The following is a 17,692-nucleotide window of genomic DNA, read 5'->3' on the forward strand; positions in this document are numbered from 1 at the left end:
GGCCCTTTCCGTTTAGGCTGCACCCTTCGGACACAAGTTCCGTCAGGGATTGCAACTTACGTGAAGAATGTTCGCTCATTCGCTGTCAGCATATCGCCGTATGCGCGCACGATAAGCGCGCCTGCAATGAAATGCTCGGCAATGATTTGAAGGGAAGAGCGATATCCCGAGGATTCTTATGATTCGGGCCAAACCCGATGCGCCCGCTATGCGATGGCAGCGGACGGTCTGAACGGCGCGTGGCGTCTTCGTTCAGCAGCGTGCCGCTCCGGTCGTGAAAAAGCGCCGATAACGCGGCACGGGAATCCGTGGTGACGAGGGCATGTGGCACTGAGCGGTTTAAGCCTTCAGGACGTATCGCCTAGTCATGTGCCTATGCTATAGCCAATTGAAGGTTTTGTGGCAATTCATTTTGCGCAATGCCCAAAATAGTCCGTATCTTGGCATGCGCGGCGGCGCGCATCGGCGGCACGAAACATGCGGATAAAAGCTCGCGAATTTGGCGTCATCGCATCGCGCGCGCGGCGTTGCGCGGCTGGCAGCCGCACATGCCGAGTGCTAGCAGCCCTTGCGCCAGTGCGGTTTATGGGCCTCAGGACAGCGCGGGCAATTCCACGCGCTGCATGAGCTGGCGCCACGTTTCGGCGACCCGGGCGCGCACGCGCAGGTCCGCGCCCACCCGTTCGGCGTCGATGAATTCGTAGCGACGGGCGGCTTCCAGGTGCTCCAGCATCGGCAGCCGCACCATGCCGGCGGCATCGCCCAGCAGCACCGGCGCCATGTACAGCAGCAGTTCGTCGACGCAGTCTGCCGCGACCAGCGCGCCGCTCAGGCCGGCGCCGGCCTCCACGTGCACTTCGTTGATCTGCTCGGCCGCCAGCCAGCGCATCATCGCCGGCAGGTCCACCCGGTCCGGCGTCGCGCCGGGCAGCGGCACGACGCGCGCGTTCATGGCATGCAGCCGCGCGGCCTTGGCCGCGTCGTCGCGGGCGGTGAAGACGATGACTTCGGCGCCGTCGAAAAGCCTGGCGTGCTCGGGGATCTCGAAGCGGCCGTCGACCACCGCCTTGCGCGGCTGGCGCGGCGTATCCACGCCGCGCACGTTCAGCTGCGGGTCGTCCTTCAGCACGGTGCCCATGCCGGTCAGCACCACGCAGCTGCGCGCGCGCCAGCGATGGCCGTCGGCGCGGGCGTCCGCGCCGGTGATCCATTGCGATACGCCGTTATGCAGGGCGCTGCGGCCGTCCAGCGAGGCCGCCATTTTCATCCACACCCAGGGCAGCCCGCGGCTCATGCGGGAAATGAAGCCCGCGTTGACCGCCAGCGCTTCTTCCCGGCACACGCCGGTGGTGACCGCAATGCCGGCCTCGCGCAGCCGCGCCAGGCCCTGCCCGTTGACCAGCGGATTCGGATCGCCCAGCGCCGCCACCACGCGCGCCGGACGCGCCGCCAGCACCGCGTCCACGCACGGCGGCGTGCGGCCGTAATGGCTGCAGGGTTCCAGCGTCACGTACAGCGTGGCGCCGGCCACCGACTCGCCGCGCGCCTGCGCGTCGCGCAGGGCGCAGACTTCGGCATGGGGACCGCCGGGGGGCTGGGTCGCGCCTTCGCCCAGCACGCGCCCGTCGCGCACGATCACGCAGCCGACCCGGGGGTTGGGCGCGGTGGAGTACATGACGGTGCGCGCCAGGTCCAGCGCGCGTCGCATCCAGAAAACGTCGTCGGGGTCGCTCGGGGTCATCATGCCCAGGATTGTATGCCGCGCCGGCCGCCTGCGACGGGGCCGCCAGTGAATGTCCGTTTTGGGCCGATAGGCGTCTTTCGCGGCGCGCCGGCGGCGCCGGGATTGCAGTAAAACTGTCGCTACACCCCTTTTTATTCCATTGCCTGGAGCCGGTCCATGAAACAAGCGCTGATCGTCATCGACGTACAAGAATCTTTCCGGCTGCGTCCGTTTTGGGACGAAACGGAATATCCGGCGTTCCTCGGGCAGATCCAGTCCCTGATCGACGCCGCCGTCGCCCGCGACATGCCGGTGCTGCAGGTGTTCCACACCAGCGCCGCCAACGACCCGGCCAACCCGTTCTCGCTGGCTTCCGGCCACGTGCGCACGCTGAAGGAGCTGCACCTCGCCCCCTCCGCCGTGTTCCACAAGACCGTGCATTCCTCGCTCTACGCGGTCGACGCCGACGGCGCCAGCCTGCACGACTGGCTGCGCGAGCACGGCATCGAGGGCGTCATCGTCTGCGGCATCCGCACCGAGCAGTGCTGCGAAACCACGGCCCGCCACGCCAGCGACGCCGGTTTCAAGGTCGTATTCCCGACCGACGCCACGCTGACTTTCGCCATGCAGAGCCCGTCCGGCAAGAACTACACGCCGGCCGAGATCCGCGACCGCACCGAACTGGTGCTGCAGGGGCGCTTCGCCCGCATCGCGCGGGCCGCCGACGCGCTGGCGGGCTAGGAGCCGCGCATGGTGCCGGTGTATTTCGTGCTGTCGCAAGGCGTCGTCCTGCTGGACGTGGCCGGCCCGGCCGAAGCGTTCCGCGTGGCCAACAAACTCTGCCCCGGCGCGTTCGAACTGCATTTCTGCGGCCCGTCGCGCGAGGTCGAGAGCGGCCTGCCCGGCCTGCACCTGGCCCAGGTCAAGCCGCTGCCGGCAGCCTTGCCGGCGCACGCGCTGGTCATCGTATCGGGCGTGGTGGGCCAGCCCACGCGCCTGGACGAGCCGCAGGCCCGCGCCATCATCGAGTGGCTCGCGCAGCGCCACCCGGCCGACGGCTTCACGCTGATGACCGTGTGCGCGGGCGCGCTGTTCGCGGCCCGCGCCGGACTGACGCGGCAGCGCGAATGCACCACGCACCACAGCTGCCTGCAGCAGCTGGCGGCCATAGACCCGAGCGCGCGGCTGCACGACAACCGCATCTTCGTCGAGGACGGCAAACTGGTCAGCAGCGCCGGCATTACCGCCGGCATCGACCTGGCGCTGCACATGGTGTCGCGCCATTGCGGGCCGCGGGTGGCCAGCGAGGTGGCGCGCGACATGGTGGTCTACCAGCGGCGCGCCGGCACCGATTCGGCGCTGTCGCCCTGGCTGGACCACCGCAGCCACCTGCATCCGGGCGTGCACCGGGTGCAGGACGCCGTGATCCGCGATCCGGCGGCGCCGTGGTCGGCGCAATCGCTGGCCGACCACGCGCATACCAGCGTGCGCCATCTGACCCGTTTGTTCCGCGAGCACGCGGGCTGCACGCCGATGGACTATCTCTACCAGATACGCGTGGCGCTGGCGCGCGACCTGCTGCGCGACACCCGGCTGGACCTGGAGCGCGTGGCCGAAAAATCGGGTTTTGGCTCGGCCCAGCACATGCGGCGGGTCTGGCGCAAGTTCCAGCCGCTCACCCCCAGCCTGGCGCGCGCGGCGGCCGAACACTGACGGGACGGGGCGCTTAGTCCTTGCGCAGCTTGCCCGGCAGCAGCGGGCCCTGCATCTCGCGGATGGCCTCGACGAATTCGCCGATATCCTCGAAGCTCTTGTAGACCGAGGCGAAGCGCACGTAGGCCACCTTGTCGAGCTTGCGCAGCTCGTTCATGACCAGTTCGCCGATCTGCTCGGTGGGCACCTCGCGCAGCCCGCTGGCCAGCAGCTGCTCTTCGATGCGGGCGACCGCGGCGTCCACGTCTTCGGTGCTGACCGGCCGCTTGCGCAGCGCCAGGCTCAGGCTGGCGCGCAGCTTGCCGGGATCGTAATCGCTGCGGCTGCCGTTGCGCTTGACGACCGAAGGCATGGCGAGCTCCACCCGTTCATACGTGGTGAACCGCTTGTCGCAGGACAGGCAGCGGCGGCGACGCCGGATGGCGTCGCCCTCTTCGGAGACCCGGCTGTCGACGACCTGCGTTTCGGCATTGCCGCAAAATGGACACCGCATGTGTGATCCCTAAAGGCGCTGGAGGCAATAGTTAAGCATATTGTAACGGCGACCCGCAGCCATCCATACAGGCCAGGCCGCAAGGCCGGGGCCCGCAAAAAAAGCGAAGGGACGGCGCCTTGCGGGACCGTCCCTTAGCCAGGCCAGTGCGGGCGCGCGGCCCGCAGGCGGGCTTACTTCTTGCCGTAGACCGGCAGGCGCGCGGTCAGTTCATTGACGCGGGCGCGCACGGCGGCGATGTTGGCCTCGTCGCGCGGGTTGTCCAGCACGTCGGCGATCAGGTTGGCGGTCAGCTCGGCTTCCGCTTCCTTGAAGCCGCGGGTGGTCATGGCCGGCGTGCCCAGGCGGATGCCGCTGGTCACGAAGGGCTTTTCCGGGTCGTTCGGGATGGCGTTCTTGTTGACCGTGATGTGGGCCTGGCCCAGCACGGCTTCGGCTTCCTTGCCGGTGATGCCCTTGGAGCGCAGGTCCACCAGCATCACGTGGCTTTCGGTGCGGCCGGAAACGATGCGCAGGCCGCGCTTGACCAGCGTGTCGGCCAGGACCTTGGCGTTCTTGACGACCTGCTCGGCGTAGGTCTTGAACTCGGGTTCCAGCGCTTCCTTGAAGGCCACGGCCTTGCCGGCGATGACGTGCATCAGCGGGCCGCCCTGGATGCCGGGGAAGATCGCCGAGTTGATGATCTTTTCGTACTCGGCCTTCATCATGATGACGCCGCCGCGCGGGCCGCGCAGCGACTTGTGCGTGGTCGAGGTGACGAAGTCGGCGTGCGGCACCGGGTTGGGGTAGACGCCGCCGGCGACCAGGCCGGCGTAGTGGGCGATGTCGACCATGAACAGCGCGCCGTTGTCGTGGGCGATGCGGGCCATGCGCTCGAAATCGATGTGCAGGGCGTAGGCCGAGGCGCCGGCGACGATCAGCTTGGGCTTGTGCTCCTTGGCCAGCTGCTCGACCTGGGCGTAGTTCAGGACTTCGTTTTCGTCCAGGCCGTACGAGATGAAGTTGTACAGCTTGCCCGAGGCGTTGACGGAAGCGCCGTGGGTCAGGTGGCCGCCTTCGGCCAGGCTCATGCCCAGCACGGTGTCGCCCGGCTTGAGGACGGCCATGTACACGCCCTGGTTGGCCTGCGAGCCCGAGTTGGGCTGCACGTTGGCGGCTTCGGCGCCGAAGATCTGCTTCAGGCGGTCGATGGCCAGCTGTTCGACCACGTCCACGTACTCGCAACCGCCGTAGTAGCGCTTGCCCGGGTAGCCTTCGGCGTACTTGTTCGTGAACTGCGTGCCCTGGGCTTCCATGACGGCCGGGCTGGCGTAGTTTTCCGAAGCGATCAGCTCGATGTGCTGCTCCTGGCGCACGTCTTCCTTCTGGATGGCGGCCCAAACGTCCGGGTCAGCCTTGGACAGGGTGAGGTTGCGGTCAAACATGACGGGGGGTTCCTGAGACGGTAAGAAAGAGAGGAAAACGGCGTCGGACGGGGTAAACCCGGACAATGGCGGATAGTTTACCGCGTCGGGCCGGGCAAATTGCCGCCAAAATGCGCGCAACCCGGGCAAAAATGCCGCGACGGGCGCGAAAACCACGGCATCGCGGCGCGTACGGCAAAACGCCTCAAGCCGGCTTGAGGAACTTTCATGCAAGCCGGCAAGAAAAAAAGGGCCGCATAAAGCGGCCCCTTTCCGGCGGCGCGGCCTCAGGAGGCCGAGGTGGCGCCGATCTGCTTGGGCGCAAGCCTGGGGTTGAGCGTGTAGGTGCCGGTCAGCGAGGCCTTGGCCAGCACGTGGTTCTGCATGGCGCGCAGCGCGTCCTCGCCGGTGAACGAACCCTGCAGGTTCAGGGTCGGCACGTCCAGCGCGTACAGGGTGAACACGTAGCGGTGCACCAGCGCGTCGTTCCAGGGCGGGCACGGGCCGTCATAGCCGAAATAATCCCCGCTCATGTCGTGGTCATTGGCGAACCACGAGGAATACGAGTTGATGCCCTGGCGCGTGTCCATGGGCGCCAGCGGGCCGCCCTTGCCGCGCGGCGTGATGCCGTTGGAGAAGGCCCCTTCGTCGATTTCGCGCATGTCGGCGGCCAGGTCCACCAGCACCCAGTGGAAGAAGTCCACGCGCGGCAGGTCGGCCGGCACTTCGCGGCCTTCCTGGTTGACGTCGTCGGGACTGGAGGGGACGTCGGGATCGTGGCAGATCAGGGCGAACGACTGCGTACCCGCCGGGACGTCGTCCCAGGAAAACTGCGGGTTGTAGTTGTCTGCCAGCGCGACGTGCGATTGCGCATCGATCTTGCCGAAAGCGTAGCGCTCCGGAATCGACTCGTGATCGGAAAAGGACAAACTCGAGAGTTCCATGTCGTGCTCCTAGATTTGCCGCAAAGGCCCCACAGCCCCTGCCCGTACGCTCACAGGGTATCAAATCCTGATTGTCACGGCTTCAAATTAACACGCGCGAACTTGCGCTTGCCCACCTGGACCACGTAAGACCCCGCGGGCAATTGCAACGATTTGTCTTCCACGCGGTCGCCGTTGACGCGCACGCCGCCCTGCTCCACGTTGCGCTGCGCCTCCGAGCCGGACGCCACCAGGCCGGCTTCGCGCAGCAGCTTGAGTATGCCCACCGGCGCACCGCCGATGTTCACTTCGGGGATGTCGTCGGGAATGGCGCCGTCGCGGAAGCGGGCCTCGAACGTGGCCAGGGCCTCTTCGGCGGCCTTGGCCGAGTGGAAGCGCGTGATGATTTCCTGGGCCAGCATGACCTTGGCGTCGCGCGGGTTGCGCCCGCCGTCGATTTCCTGCTTGAGCGCGGCGATCGCGTCCAGCGACAGGAACGACAGCAGCTCGAAGTAGCGCCACATCAGCGTGTCGGAAATCGACATGAGCTTGCCGAACATGGAGTCGGGCGACTCCGAAATGCCGATGTAGTTGCCCTTGGACTTGGACATCTTCTCGACGCCGTCGGTGCCCACCAGCAGCGGCATCGTCAGGATGCACTGGGGCTCCTGGCCATATTCCTTTTGCAGCTCGCGGCCGACCAGCAGGTTGAACTTCTGATCGGTGCCCCCCAGCTCCAGATCGGACTTCAGCGCCACCGAGTCATAGCCCTGCATCAGCGGATACAGGAATTCGTGCACCGAGATCGGCACGCCGTTCTTGAAGCGCTTGGTGAAGTCCTCGCGCTCCATCATGCGCGCCACGGTGTAGCGCGAGGCCAGCTGGATCATGCCGCGCGCGCCCAGCGGATCGCACCACTCGGAGTTGTAGCGGATCTCGGTGCGCGCCGGGTCCAGCACCAGGCTGGCCTGGGCGTAATAGGTCTGGGCGTTGGCCTCGATCTGCTCGCGGGTCAGCGGCGGGCGGGTGTTGTTGCGGCCGCTGGGGTCGCCGATGGTCGAGGTGAAATCGCCGATCAGGAAGATGACGTTGTGCCCCATGTCCTGCAGCTGGCGCATCTTGTTCAGCACCACCGTGTGGCCCAGGTGGATGTCGGGCGCGGTGGGGTCCAGCCCCAGCTTGATGCGCAGCGGCACGCCGGTGGCGCGGCTGCGGGCCAGCTTGCGGACGAACTCGGATTCGACCAGGAGTTCGTCGCAGCCACGCTGGGCTATACGCAGATCGGCTTCGACTTCGGGAGTGATGGGGGCTTCTGAGGATGACATGGCAGGGGGACTGACGCGGCTTTGGCCGACAAAAAGGTGTAAAAAGTGACGAAAACTATCGAAAATTCTAGCCGAATCGGCTAGGATACCGCCCTAATCATACGCAATTGCCAGCTATACGCAGTTGCGGCCGCTTTACCCCGGTTTTTTCCGTTTCACTCACCCGTTGTTCACAAGATGCGCCTCGCGCCTGCCCTTGCCCCGGAAACCGTGGCGCGCGAGGGTATGTCCGCATACGCACCCTGCGAGCTCCTGCCACCTGAGAGGGTAACTTCACGATGACTCGTGGCCTCCACGAACTGGCGAGTAGCATCAAGCGCAAAGTTGCTGCCCTGTTTGCGCCCGTAGAACCCAAGCCGCACCGCTCGGGACTTTTCCGTCGCACTCTTCTCGTCACCGCACTCGGCCTGTTTGCCGGCGCCGCCGCCCTCGGCATGGTGCAGCAACCCGACCGCACCGAACTCCCCCCGTCGCGCATCATCCGCAGCGTCCTGCCGCTAAGCGCCGAGCAGGTCGAAGTCAGCGCCCCCAGCGCCGCGCCCTACATCAGCGAGACCCGCATCCGCCCGGGCGACACGCTGTCGGCCGTGCTGCAGCGCCTGGACCTGGACGCGCCCAACCTGCAGGCCTTCCTGACCCACGACGCCAGCGCCCGCAGCATCTACAAGCTGTACCCCGGCCGCTCCGTGCAGGCCGCGACCGACGAAGACGGCAAGCTGCTCTGGCTGCGCTATATCCACACCCCCGGCAACGAGGCCGACGGCCAGATCGTCACGCGCCTGCTGCATGTGGCGCCGTCGGGCGACAGCTACAAGGCCGAGGAAGTCACCGAAAACACCGAGCGCCAGACCCGCGTGGCCGTGGGCACGATCCGCTCCTCGCTGTTCGGCGCCACCGACGAGGCCGGCATCCCGGATTCGGTCACCATGCAGATGGCCGACATCCTCAGCGCCAAGATCGACTTCCTGCGCGACCTGCGCCAGGGCGACCAGTTCCGCGTGGTCTACGAAGTGCGCTCGCACGACGGGCGCTACGCCGGCGCCGGCCGCGTGCTGGCGCTGGAATTCATCAACGGCGGCAAGACCTACAGCGCCGTCTGGTTCAGCCCCGACGACAAGAGCGGCTCGTACTACGACTTCGACGGCACCAGCCTGCGCGGCGCCTTCCTGCGCACCGCGCTGAAGTTCAGCCGCATCAGCTCCACCTTCGGCATGCGCATGCACCCCATCCACAAGACCTGGACGGGACACAAGGGCGTCGACTACGCGGCGCCGTCCGGCACCCCGATCCACTCCACCGCCGACGGCACGGTCGAATTCGCCGGCTGGCAGAACGGCTACGGCAACGTGGTCATCGTCAAGCACCACGGCAAGTACTCGACGCTGTACGCGCACCAGAGCCGCATCGCCCAGGGCATCACCAAGGGCGCGAAGATCTCGCAAGGCCAGTTGCTGGGCTACGTCGGCTCCACCGGCTGGGCCACCGGCCCGCACCTGCACTACGAGTTCCGCGTGGCCAACCAGCCGGTCGACCCGCTGGCCGTGGACCTGCCCGTGGCGCGCAGCCTGGAACCCGCCGAAGTGCGCGCGTTCAACCAGGCTGTGGCCCCGTACAAGCAGCAGATCCAGCTGCTGACCCAGTTCCAGCAGACTCTGCCCGACGCGCTGACCAACGTGGCCAGCCGCTAGGCAAGACGTCACCCCGAAGGCGGCCCCGCACGATCACTGCGCGGCCGCTTTTTTTATTGCGAGAGGCCATCCCGTGACTTCCCGAGTCTCCAAGGATTCCAGGCTCTACATCGGCTTGATGTCGGGCACCAGCGTCGACGGCGTCGACGGCGTGCTGGCGCGCCTGGGCGGCGGGCAGCCGCCCCAGGTGCTGGCCAGCGCCAGCCTGCCCATGCCGGCCGGCCTGCGCCAGGAACTGCTGGCGCTGAACCAGCCCGGCGAGGACGAACTGGCGCGTGGCGCGCTGGCCGCCAATGCGCTGGCCCGCCTGTATGCCCAGGCCGTGGCCGCGCTGCTGCAGGACGCCGCGGTGGCGGCGCAGGACGTGGCGGCCATCGGCGCCCACGGCCAGACGGTGCGGCACCGCCCCGACCGCGGCTATACCGTGCAGCTCAACGCGCCCGCCCTGCTGGCCGAACTGACCGGCATCGATGTGGTGGCCGACTTCCGCAGCCGCGACGTGGCCGCCGGCGGCCAGGGCGCGCCGCTGGTGCCGCCCTTTCACGCGGCCGTCTTCGGCGCCGCCCACGGCCGCGCCGTGCTCAACCTGGGCGGCATCGCCAACGTGACGCTGCTCGCGCCCGGCCAGCCCCCGCGCGGCTTCGACACCGGCCCGGCCAACGTGCTGCTCGACGGCTGGTGCCAGCGCCACCTGGGCGCGCCGTTCGACGCCGACGGCCGCTGGGCCGCCACCGGCCGGGTGCTGGCGCCGCTGCTGGAACAGCTGATCGCCGGCGAGCCCTGGTTCGCCCTGCCGCCGCCCAAGTCCACCGGCCGCGACCTGTTCAACATGCAATGGCTGGACAGCCGGCTGGCGGCCTACGACGGCCCCAGCCCGGCGCCGCAGGACGTGCAGGCCACGCTGGAGCGGCTGACGGCGCGCAGCGTGGCCAACGCCATCGACGCCGCCGCGCCCGGCACCCAGGAGGTGTACGTCTGCGGCGGCGGCGCGCGCAATCCGGGGCTGATGCGCGAGCTGGCGTACTGCCTGCAGCGGCCGGTGCAGGCCACCGACGCGCTGGGCGTGCCGGCGCAGGAAGTCGAGGCGCTGGCGTTTGCGTGGCTGGCGCAGGCGTTCCTGGAGCGGCGGCCGGCGGGCATGCCCGCGGTCACGGGAGCGCGGGGGGAGCGTATTCTGGGGGGGCTTTATCCGGCTGAGGCGGGATGGAAAGGGGGGCTGTGGGCTGGCTGATGGGTTTCGCGCGTTCGAGGTTCTCTTTCTTGCCTATGGTTTCTCGCGCTACACCCATCCTACGGTAGGCGCGTAGGATGGGTGTAGCGCGAGATATTTTGAACAAGAACGAGAACCTCGAACGCGCGAAACCCATCACACCCCTCACACGCAAAAAAGCCCTTCGGCATGCCGAAGGGCTTTTCTTGGCGACTCGGAACCGGCGGTTTACACCGAGAACGAGGAACCGCAGCCGCAGGTGGTGCTGGCGTTGGGATTGCGGATGACGAACTGCGCGCCTTCCAGGTCTTCCTTGTAGTCGATTTCGGCGCCGACCAGGTACTGGAAGCTCATCGGATCGACCAGCAGCTGCACGCCAGCCTTGTCCAGCACGGTGTCGTCTTCGTTGACGACTTCATCGAAGGTGAAGCCGTACTGGAAGCCCGAACAGCCGCCGCCCTGCACGAATACGCGCAGCTTGAGCTCGGGATTGCCCTCTTCGGCCAACAGATCCTTCACTTTGGCCGCGGCCGAGTCGGTAAAGAGCAAGGGAGCAGGCGGGGCGGCCTGCAGGTCGACGGTTTCGGTCACTGCATTCATGGTTCACTCCTGGCCGGTTCGGCCATATTTCGGTGAGCGGCCTCGCCGCCCGTATGTTGTCACTATAGCGCACGCTTTGCGCAGACTCAAAGTTCCAGCTTGACGTTGCGCGACGCGCGCACGGTTTCGCCTTCCAGCACGCTGACGGTCACGCTTTCGGGGACAAAGCCCTCTGGCAGCGCCAGCACGCCCTGGCTGCGCTGGTACTGGTCGAACTGCAGGGCCAGCGAAGCCGCGGCGGTGCTTTCGCCGGTATTGGTCACCGGGCCGGATTCGGCCTTGACCTGCAGCGGCGCCAGCTCGACGGTGACCGTCTCGCCCTGGAGGGTGCCGGTGGCCTGGAACCGCAAGGCCCCGGCGAACGGCGTACCGCCATTGCGGCCGCTGCGCATGAGCAGGACCTTGTAGCGCAGGCCGCCGCCGCCGCGGTCGATCTGCACGCCGCGGATGTCGACGGCGCCTTCGGGGCCCGGCGGCAGCAGCTGCTCATAGAACGCCAGCTGGTCGCGCACCCGGCCGACTTCGGCCTGGACGGCGCGCAGCTCGGTTTCGAGTTCCTGGCGCGCGGCGCGCTCGATGACCAGTTCGCCGTCGGCGGCGTCGAGCTGCCCCTGGACGTAGCGCAGCTGCGTGGCCTGCTGGCGCATGGACTCTTCCTGGGCCTCGGCCTGGCGGGCGCTGATGACGACGGCGTCCTGCGGCCGGTAGAGCTGGCGGGCGTAGAAATAGCCCGCGGAGCCGCCCAGCAGCACGCCCGCCAGCAGGCCCGCGAACACGCGCAGCAGCCCGCCGGCCGGGCGGGTCTGGGGCGTTGCGTTGGGGTCTGGAGGCATGAAGGACGGCGGCCCGCGGCCGGGCCGCGGACCTTGTTTACGTCAGGGCAGGATGGCGACCTGGTCCAGGCCGGTGGATTCGGGCACGCCGAACATCAGGTTCATGTTCTGCACCGCCTGGCCGGCGGCGCCCTTGACCAGGTTGTCCTGCACCACCAGCACGATGAGCTGGTCGCCGTTGCCGGGACGGCTGAGCGCGATGCGCAGGTTGTTGGACGCGCGCACCGAGCGCGTCTCGGGCAGGCTGCCGGCCGGCATCACGTCGACGAAGGGCTCGTTCGCGTAGCGTTCTTCGAACAGCGCCTGGAAGTCGGTGTCGCGGGCCTCGGGCAGGATGCGCGCGTAGATCGTGGAGAACATGCCGCGGATCATCGGCACCAGGTGGGGCACGAAGGTCAGGCCGACCTTGCCGCCGGCGATCTTTTCCAGCTGGGCGACGATTTCGGGGTGGTGGCGATGGCCGGCCACGCCATAGGCCTTGAAGTTGTCGGAAGCCTCCGAGAACAGCGAACCCACTTCGGCCTTGCGGCCGGCGCCCGACACGCCCGACTTGCAGTCGGCGATCAGGGTCTGCGCGTCGACCAGCTTCTTGCCGCCTTCGAGCAGCGGCGCCAGGCCGAGCAGCACGGTGGTGGGATAGCAGCCCGGGTTGCCGATGACGCGCGCCTTGGCGATGGCTTCGCGGTTCAGTTCGACCAGGCCGTACTGCGATTCGGCCAGGATGTCGGGGCAGGTATGAGGAATCTTGTACCAGCGTTCGAAGGTGGGGATGTCCTGCAGGCGGAAGTCCGCGGCCAGGTCGATGACCCGGGTGCCGGCGGCGATCAGTTCCTGGGCCTGGGCCATGGCCACGCCGTGCGGCGTCGCGAAGAACACCACGTCGCAATCGGTCAGCGTGGCCTTTTCCGGCGCCGAGAAGGCGATGTTCACGCGGCCGCGCAGGTTCGGATACATGTCGGCGACAGGCAGCCCGTCTTCCTTGCGGGACGTGATGGCGGTCAGTTCCACGTTGGGGTGCTGCGACAGCAAGCGCAGCAGCTCGACGCCGGTATAGCCGGTGCCGCCGACGATGCCGACCTTGATGCGGGTGTTCGATGCTTGGGCCATGGTAAGTGCTCTTCGAAGAACGAGGATAGATTGTATCGCTCGGGACAGCGGCGTTGCGGCACAGCGGCCGGGATGGCGCCGCAACACCAGGTTCGGACCGCGGCCGAGGCGCGGAGTTCCGCGCCGGCCCGCGGCGGCCATATGAAAAAAGCCCGCCGAAGCGGGCTTTTGGTGCAGAGCGCCTTAGCGCTTGCTGAACTGCTTGCGACGGCGCGCCTTGCGGAAGCCGACCTTCTTGCGTTCGACTTCGCGGGCATCGCGGGTCACGAAGCCGGCTTGCGACAGCGCGGACTTCAGGGTGGCGTCGTAGTCGATCAGGGCACGCGTGATGCCGTGACGGACTGCGCCGGCCTGGCCGGTTTCACCGCCGCCGTGCACGTTGACCTTGATGTCGAACGATTCCAGGTGGCCGGTCAGTTCCAGCGGCTGGCGCACGATCATGCGGCCGGTTTCGCGAGCGAAGAACTCGTCGACGGGCTTGCCGTTGACGACGATCTTGCCCGTGCCCTTCTTGATGAAAACGCGAGCCACCGAGGTTTTGCGACGGCCGGTTCCGTAGTTCCAGTTACCGATCATGGCGTTTCCTTAGATATCCAGCGTCTTGGGCTGCTGGGCGGTGTGCGGGTGCTCGGCACCGGCGTACACCTTCAGTTTCTTGATCATGGCGTAGCCCAGAGGACCCTTGGGCAGCATGCCCTTGACAGCCTTCTGGATGGCGCGGCCGGGGAAACGCTCTTGGAGCTTCTCGAAGTTCGTTTCACGGATACCGCCCGGGTACGTGGTGTGGCGGAAGTACTTCTTGTCCTTCGCCTTGCTACCCGTAACGACGATATCGGCAGCGTTGATGATGACGATGTAGTCACCGGTATCAACGTGCGGCGTGAATTCAGGTTTGTGCTTGCCACGCAGACGACGTGCGACTTCGCTGGCCACACGACCGAGGACTTTGCCCTTGGCGTCGATCACAAACCAGTCACGTTGGACTTCATGCGGCTTGGCCACAAAGGTCTTCATGATGGTTCCTAGTAAAAATTTTCTCTGGCTGGACCATCCAACCAGGTTTTTTCCCCAACTAAGCCGAATTGCCGGAAAAAAACCGGCGACTCCAGCCCATATCGGCGTCTGCCTAAGCGTTATTACCCGCCCGTGCTTCTGGCCAAAATGAGGGAAAGCCAACGATTCTAGCACAGTTGCTCAAAAAATGGGCAACCCCGTGCGCACACGGAAGAATCCGGCAGGAGGGACGCATCCCCCCTGCCCCGTATCAGCCGCCGAGATAGGCTTCCAGCACGCGGGGATGGCCCAGCAGTTCGCGGCCGGTGCCGGTCAGCGCCATGGCGCCGTTTTCCAGCACGTAGCCCTGCTGCGCGATCTTGAGCGCCTGGCGCACGTTCTGCTCCACCAGGAACAGGGTCAGGCCGTCGGCGTTGATGGCGCGCAGCGAGCGGAAGATTTCCTGGACCACGATGGGCGCCAGGCCCATGGACGGTTCGTCCAGCAGCAGCAGGCGCGGCTTGGCCATCAGGGCGCGGCCGATCGCCAGCATCTGCTGTTCGCCGCCGGACAGGTTGCCGGCGATTCCCGTGATCCGCTCCTTCAGGCGCGGGAACAGGTTGAACACGTATTCCAGGTCGTCGCCGACGTTCTTCAGGCCGCGGCGGTAGGCGCCCAGCTCCAGGTTTTCCAGCACCGTCATGGTGGTGAGGATGGCGCGGCCTTCGGGCACCTGCACGATGCCGCGCGCCACCAGCTGGTGCGGCGCCAGGTTGGTGATGTCCTCGCCTTCGAACGTGATGCGGCCGCGCGCCTTGGGCAGCAGGCCCGACAGCGCCAGCAGCGTGGTCGATTTGCCGGCGCCGTTGGCGCCGACCAGCGCGGTGATTTCCTTGGCGTTCAGATCCAGGTCTATGCCGCGGACAGCTTCGATGTGGCCGTAATTGACCTCGAGCCCGCGGACTTCCAGCATTGCGCTCATTTCGCGCCCTCCGCCAGTTCGGTGTCGTCGTCGTCTTCGCGGCCCAGGTAGGCCTCGATGACCTGCTCATTGTTGCGGATTTCCTCGGGACCGCCGCAGGCGATGATCTTGCCGAAGTTCAGCACCGCGATGCGTTCGCACAGGCCCATGACGAAGCGCATGTCGTGCTCGATCATGAGGATGGTGTAGCCGCGGTCGCGGATCGCCAGGATCTCGCGCATGAGTTCGGCGCGCTCGCCGGTGTTCATGCCGGCCACGGGCTCGTCCAGCAGCAGCAGCTTGGGCTCGGTGGCCAGCGCGCGCGCCAGCTCCAGGCGGCGCTGTTCGCCGTAGGACAGGTTGTCCGCCAGGTCGTTGGCCTTGTGGTCCAGGCGCATCCAGGTCAGCAGTTCGTGGGCGCGCTCGCGGGCGCGCTGCTCGGCCTCGCGGTAACCCGGCAGGCCCAGCAGCAGGCCGGGAAAGCCGTAGTTCATGTGGCGGTAGGCGCCCACCACCACGTTCTCCAGCAGCGTCATCTCCTTGAAGAGACGGATGTTCTGGAAGGTGCGGGCGATGCCCATGCGCGTGATGCTGTGCGGCTTCTTGCGCAGCACGCTCTCGCCCTGGAAGGTGATGGCGCCGCCGCTGGGCGGCAGCAGGCCGGTGATCAGGTTGAACACCGTGGTCTTGCCGGCGCCGTTGGGGCCGATCAGGCCGAAGATGGCGCCTTCGGGCACCGACAGGCTGACGTCATGCAGCACGTGCAGGCCGCCGAAGTTCTTGGAGACGGAGGAGAGCTCAAGCATGGCGCTTGCCTCCTTGACGCATCCAGCGCTTGAAGCGCGCCGGATCCCAGATGCCTTGCGGCAGGAACAGCACTATCACCACCAGAATCACTCCGTTGAGGACCAGGCGGAAATCCGCGAATCCGCGCAGCAGTTCGGGCAGCACCGTGATGATGAAGCTGCCCAGCACGGGGCCGGTCAGGCCGCCGATGCCGCCCAGGATGGCCATGGTCAGGATTTCCACGCCACGGTCGAAGCCGTATTCGTTGGGGCCGATGAAGAAGGTCAGGTGGGCGTTGAGCGCACCGGCCAGACCCGCGATCACGGCGCCGGCCACGAAGGCCAGCATCTTGTTGGCGCGCACGTCGATGCCCATCAGGCCGGCGGCGGTTTCGTCGCCGCGGATGGCGTCGAAGGCGCGGCCGACCTTGGAGGCGCGCACGCGCCACAGCACCAGCAGCACGATGACGACCGCCAGCAGCACGTGCCACCACTGCGTCAGCTGCGGAATGCCGTTAAGGCCCAGGGCGCCGCCGGTGATGGATTCGGTGTTCAGCACCGTCACGCGCACCACTTCGCCGAAGCCCAGCGTGGCCATCGCGAGATAGACCCCGGACAGGCGCAGGGTGGGCAGGCCGATCAGGGCCGCCACCAGCGCGGGCGCGGCCATGCCGCCGGCCAGCGCGACCGTGAACGGCGCGTCGTAGTTCATGGTGAGCAGCGCGGCGGTGTACGCCCCGATGCCCATGAAGGCGGCGTTGGCCATGGCCAGCATGCCGCAGGCCAGGGTCAGCCAGATGGAGAGGGCCAACAATGCGTTGGTGCCCAGCGTGAGCACCAGGTTGCCATAGATGGCCCAGAAGTTTTCGAATCCGCTCATACTCAAGCCTTGCGTTGAACCACTTTGCCGAACAGACCTTGCGGGCGCACCAGCAGGATCAGGAACAGCAGGCCGAAAGCCACCGCGTCGCGCATGGTGGAGCCGATGTAAGCCACCGACAGCACCTCGGCGAAGCCCAGGAAAAGACCGCCCAGCATGGCGCCGCGTATGTCGCCCATGCCCCCCAGGATGATGACCGCGATGCCCTTGTGCAGCATCGGCTGGCCCATCAGCGGGAACAGCGCGTTCGAGTACAGGCCGATCAGCACGCCGGCCACCCCGCCCAGCGCGGCGGCGGCGAACGAGGTGGTGACGAACAGGCGTTCGACGTTGATGCCCAGCAGCCAGGCGGCCTTGGGCGATTCGGCGATGGCGCGCAGCGCGCGGCCGAACTGGGTGCGGCGCATGACGAACATCAGCACCGCCATCAGCGCGAACGACAGGAAGATGATGCCCAGCTCGATCACCGTCAGGTGCAGGCCGGCGATTTCGATCACCTCTTCCGGCACGGTGCCGTGCGGGAAGCGCAGGTTGCTGGCGCCGAAGATGCCCTGGGCGCCGTTGTTCAGGATGATGCCCACGCCGATGGTGGCGATCATGGGGATCAGGTGAGGCGCGTTGCGCTTGCGCAGCGGCTTGAGCACCAGGTAGTCGATGATGACGCCGGTGAAGCCGGCGACGAAGAAGGCGACCATCAGCGCGGCCCACAGGGGCAGGCTGAAGTGCTGGACCACGGTCAGCGCGGCGTAGGCGCCGACCATGAACACGGCGCCATGCGCCAGGTTGATCACCCCGAGCACGCCGAAGACCAGCGTGAAGCCCAGCGCGAACAGCGCATACACGCAGCCCAGCGACAAGGCGTTGACGAATTGTTGTTCCAACATGATGGGACGTTCCAAATCAAAAAATAAGGCCCCCGCGGGGCGGCCCTTTGTATAAAAGGCGTCCACGCGACGTCCTCTGCGTGGGCCGGCTGCCCCTGCTCCAGGGACGCACTTTCATCCGGGGACCCGGGCCCGCACGCCGCTCCCCTGGCGTGGACTTTCCGCCCCCTG

General features: G+C 66.9%; 18 protein-coding genes. 4 read left to right on the forward strand and 14 right to left on the reverse strand.

The genetic code is table 11. The annotated features are described in order from the left end of the window. Window positions 1-592: 592 nt before the first annotated feature. The gene (gene ribD / locus AC1IQ6_RS24425; RefSeq protein WP_485866599.1) at window positions 593-1,708 is read right to left on the reverse strand and encodes a bifunctional diaminohydroxyphosphoribosylaminopyrimidine deaminase/5-amino-6-(5-phosphoribosylamino)uracil reductase RibD; all 1,116 of its coding nucleotides are present in this window, start codon (window positions 1,706-1,708) and stop codon (window positions 593-595) included. Window positions 1,709-1,900: 192 nt separating this feature from the next. Here ribD and AC1IQ6_RS24430 point away from each other — a divergent pair, with 192 nt between their 5' ends. Both AC1IQ6_RS24430 and AC1IQ6_RS24435 read left to right on the forward strand, forming a co-directional pair. Continuing rightward, a complete protein-coding gene (locus AC1IQ6_RS24430; RefSeq protein WP_102775808.1) occupies window positions 1,901-2,464 on the forward strand; it encodes a cysteine hydrolase family protein in 564 nt (187 codons plus the stop codon). 9 nt (window positions 2,465-2,473) lie between these two features. Beyond that, window positions 2,474-3,436 carry a GlxA family transcriptional regulator gene (locus AC1IQ6_RS24435; protein WP_485865418.1) on the forward strand — a complete coding sequence of 321 codons (963 nt, stop codon included), beginning with the start codon at window positions 2,474-2,476 and terminating at the stop codon, window positions 3,434-3,436. A gap of 13 nt (window positions 3,437-3,449) precedes the next feature. Here AC1IQ6_RS24435 and nrdR read toward each other — a convergent pair whose 3' ends face one another. From nrdR to tyrS, 4 genes are all read right to left on the reverse strand, one after another. Continuing rightward, window positions 3,450-3,929, reverse strand: coding sequence for a transcriptional regulator NrdR (gene nrdR / locus AC1IQ6_RS24440; protein WP_102775806.1), 480 nt, complete (start codon window positions 3,927-3,929; stop codon window positions 3,450-3,452). A gap of 173 nt (window positions 3,930-4,102) precedes the next feature. Beyond that, entirely contained in the window at window positions 4,103-5,353 is a 1,251-nt protein-coding gene (gene glyA / locus AC1IQ6_RS24445; protein WP_102775805.1) for a serine hydroxymethyltransferase, read from the reverse strand. 266 nt (window positions 5,354-5,619) lie between these two features. Beyond that, window positions 5,620-6,276, reverse strand: coding sequence for a YbhB/YbcL family Raf kinase inhibitor-like protein (locus tag AC1IQ6_RS24450; protein ID WP_102775804.1), 657 nt, complete (start codon window positions 6,274-6,276; stop codon window positions 5,620-5,622). 74 nt (window positions 6,277-6,350) lie between these two features. Continuing rightward, window positions 6,351-7,580, reverse strand: coding sequence for a tyrosine--tRNA ligase (gene tyrS / locus AC1IQ6_RS24455; RefSeq protein WP_102775803.1), 1,230 nt, complete (start codon window positions 7,578-7,580; stop codon window positions 6,351-6,353). 278 nt (window positions 7,581-7,858) lie between these two features. Here tyrS and AC1IQ6_RS24460 point away from each other — a divergent pair, with 278 nt between their 5' ends. Together AC1IQ6_RS24460 and AC1IQ6_RS24465 are read left to right on the forward strand one after the other, a co-directional pair. Next, window positions 7,859-9,268: a M23 family metallopeptidase gene (locus AC1IQ6_RS24460; protein ID WP_102775802.1), complete on the forward strand. Its 1,410-nt coding sequence runs from the start codon at window positions 7,859-7,861 to the stop codon at window positions 9,266-9,268. A 118-nt stretch (window positions 9,269-9,386) separates the two neighbouring features. Next, a complete protein-coding gene (locus tag AC1IQ6_RS24465; protein ID WP_485866600.1) occupies window positions 9,387-10,499 on the forward strand; it encodes an anhydro-N-acetylmuramic acid kinase in 1,113 nt (370 codons plus the stop codon). Between the two features lie 207 nt (window positions 10,500-10,706). Here the strand turns inward: AC1IQ6_RS24465 and erpA are convergent, their stop codons facing one another. From erpA to AC1IQ6_RS24510, 9 genes are all read right to left on the reverse strand, one after another. Further along, window positions 10,707-11,078 (reverse strand): iron-sulfur cluster insertion protein ErpA, encoded by a 372-nt coding sequence (erpA, locus tag AC1IQ6_RS24470; RefSeq protein ID WP_102775800.1) that lies wholly within the window; start codon window positions 11,076-11,078, stop codon window positions 10,707-10,709. A gap of 86 nt (window positions 11,079-11,164) precedes the next feature. Then, window positions 11,165-11,911, reverse strand: coding sequence for a DUF6776 family protein (locus tag AC1IQ6_RS24475; protein ID WP_102775799.1), 747 nt, complete (start codon window positions 11,909-11,911; stop codon window positions 11,165-11,167). A 42-nt stretch (window positions 11,912-11,953) separates the two neighbouring features. Next, the gene (argC, locus tag AC1IQ6_RS24480; RefSeq protein WP_102775798.1) at window positions 11,954-13,018 is read right to left on the reverse strand and encodes an N-acetyl-gamma-glutamyl-phosphate reductase; all 1,065 of its coding nucleotides are present in this window, start codon (window positions 13,016-13,018) and stop codon (window positions 11,954-11,956) included. Window positions 13,019-13,201: 183 nt separating this feature from the next. Further along, the gene (gene rpsI / locus AC1IQ6_RS24485) at window positions 13,202-13,594 is read right to left on the reverse strand and encodes a 30S ribosomal protein S9 (protein ID WP_042796334.1); all 393 of its coding nucleotides are present in this window, start codon (window positions 13,592-13,594) and stop codon (window positions 13,202-13,204) included. Between the two features lie 9 nt (window positions 13,595-13,603). Beyond that, on the reverse strand, window positions 13,604-14,032 hold the full coding sequence (gene rplM, locus AC1IQ6_RS24490; RefSeq protein ID WP_043544818.1) for a 50S ribosomal protein L13: 429 nt from the start codon (window positions 14,030-14,032) through the stop codon (window positions 13,604-13,606). 250 nt (window positions 14,033-14,282) lie between these two features. After that, window positions 14,283-14,993: an ABC transporter ATP-binding protein gene (locus AC1IQ6_RS24495; RefSeq protein ID WP_102775797.1), complete on the reverse strand. Its 711-nt coding sequence runs from the start codon at window positions 14,991-14,993 to the stop codon at window positions 14,283-14,285. Further along, the gene (locus tag AC1IQ6_RS24500; RefSeq protein ID WP_102775796.1) at window positions 14,990-15,778 is read right to left on the reverse strand and encodes an ABC transporter ATP-binding protein; all 789 of its coding nucleotides are present in this window, start codon (window positions 15,776-15,778) and stop codon (window positions 14,990-14,992) included. Before AC1IQ6_RS24500 ends, AC1IQ6_RS24495 begins: the two co-directional genes overlap by 4 nt. Next, window positions 15,771-16,637: a branched-chain amino acid ABC transporter permease gene (locus AC1IQ6_RS24505; RefSeq protein ID WP_102775795.1), complete on the reverse strand. Its 867-nt coding sequence runs from the start codon at window positions 16,635-16,637 to the stop codon at window positions 15,771-15,773. Before AC1IQ6_RS24505 ends, AC1IQ6_RS24500 begins: the two co-directional genes overlap by 8 nt. Window positions 16,638-16,639: 2 nt before the next feature. Next, window positions 16,640-17,521: a branched-chain amino acid ABC transporter permease gene (locus tag AC1IQ6_RS24510; RefSeq protein WP_102775794.1), complete on the reverse strand. Its 882-nt coding sequence runs from the start codon at window positions 17,519-17,521 to the stop codon at window positions 16,640-16,642. Between the last annotated feature and the right edge of the window lie 171 nt (window positions 17,522-17,692).

Source organism: Achromobacter sp. MUI-25009338 (genome assembly GCF_057359325.1).

Coding starts and splice junctions, on each gene's coding strand:
- ribD (WP_485866599.1), bottom strand. CDS start 1,708: ATGCGACGCGCGCTGGACCTGGCGCGCACCGTCATGTACTCCACCGCG.
- AC1IQ6_RS24430 (WP_102775808.1), top strand. CDS start 1,901: ATGAAACAAGCGCTGATCGTCATCGACGTACAAGAATCTTTCCGGCTG.
- AC1IQ6_RS24435 (WP_485865418.1), top strand. CDS start 2,474: ATGGTGCCGGTGTATTTCGTGCTGTCGCAAGGCGTCGTCCTGCTGGAC.
- nrdR (WP_102775806.1), bottom strand. CDS start 3,929: ATGCGGTGTCCATTTTGCGGCAATGCCGAAACGCAGGTCGTCGACAGC.
- glyA (WP_102775805.1), bottom strand. CDS start 5,353: ATGTTTGACCGCAACCTCACCCTGTCCAAGGCTGACCCGGACGTTTGG.
- AC1IQ6_RS24450 (WP_102775804.1), bottom strand. CDS start 6,276: ATGGAACTCTCGAGTTTGTCCTTTTCCGATCACGAGTCGATTCCGGAG.
- tyrS (WP_102775803.1), bottom strand. CDS start 7,580: ATGTCATCCTCAGAAGCCCCCATCACTCCCGAAGTCGAAGCCGATCTG.
- AC1IQ6_RS24460 (WP_102775802.1), top strand. CDS start 7,859: ATGACTCGTGGCCTCCACGAACTGGCGAGTAGCATCAAGCGCAAAGTT.
- AC1IQ6_RS24465 (WP_485866600.1), top strand. CDS start 9,387: ATGTCGGGCACCAGCGTCGACGGCGTCGACGGCGTGCTGGCGCGCCTG.
- erpA (WP_102775800.1), bottom strand. CDS start 11,078: ATGAATGCAGTGACCGAAACCGTCGACCTGCAGGCCGCCCCGCCTGCT.
- AC1IQ6_RS24475 (WP_102775799.1), bottom strand. CDS start 11,911: ATGCCTCCAGACCCCAACGCAACGCCCCAGACCCGCCCGGCCGGCGGG.
- argC (WP_102775798.1), bottom strand. CDS start 13,018: ATGGCCCAAGCATCGAACACCCGCATCAAGGTCGGCATCGTCGGCGGC.
- rpsI (WP_042796334.1), bottom strand. CDS start 13,594: ATGATCGGTAACTGGAACTACGGAACCGGCCGTCGCAAAACCTCGGTG.
- rplM (WP_043544818.1), bottom strand. CDS start 14,032: ATGAAGACCTTTGTGGCCAAGCCGCATGAAGTCCAACGTGACTGGTTT.
- AC1IQ6_RS24495 (WP_102775797.1), bottom strand. CDS start 14,993: ATGAGCGCAATGCTGGAAGTCCGCGGGCTCGAGGTCAATTACGGCCAC.
- AC1IQ6_RS24500 (WP_102775796.1), bottom strand. CDS start 15,778: ATGCTTGAGCTCTCCTCCGTCTCCAAGAACTTCGGCGGCCTGCACGTG.
- AC1IQ6_RS24505 (WP_102775795.1), bottom strand. CDS start 16,637: ATGAGCGGATTCGAAAACTTCTGGGCCATCTATGGCAACCTGGTGCTC.
- AC1IQ6_RS24510 (WP_102775794.1), bottom strand. CDS start 17,521: ATGTTGGAACAACAATTCGTCAACGCCTTGTCGCTGGGCTGCGTGTAT.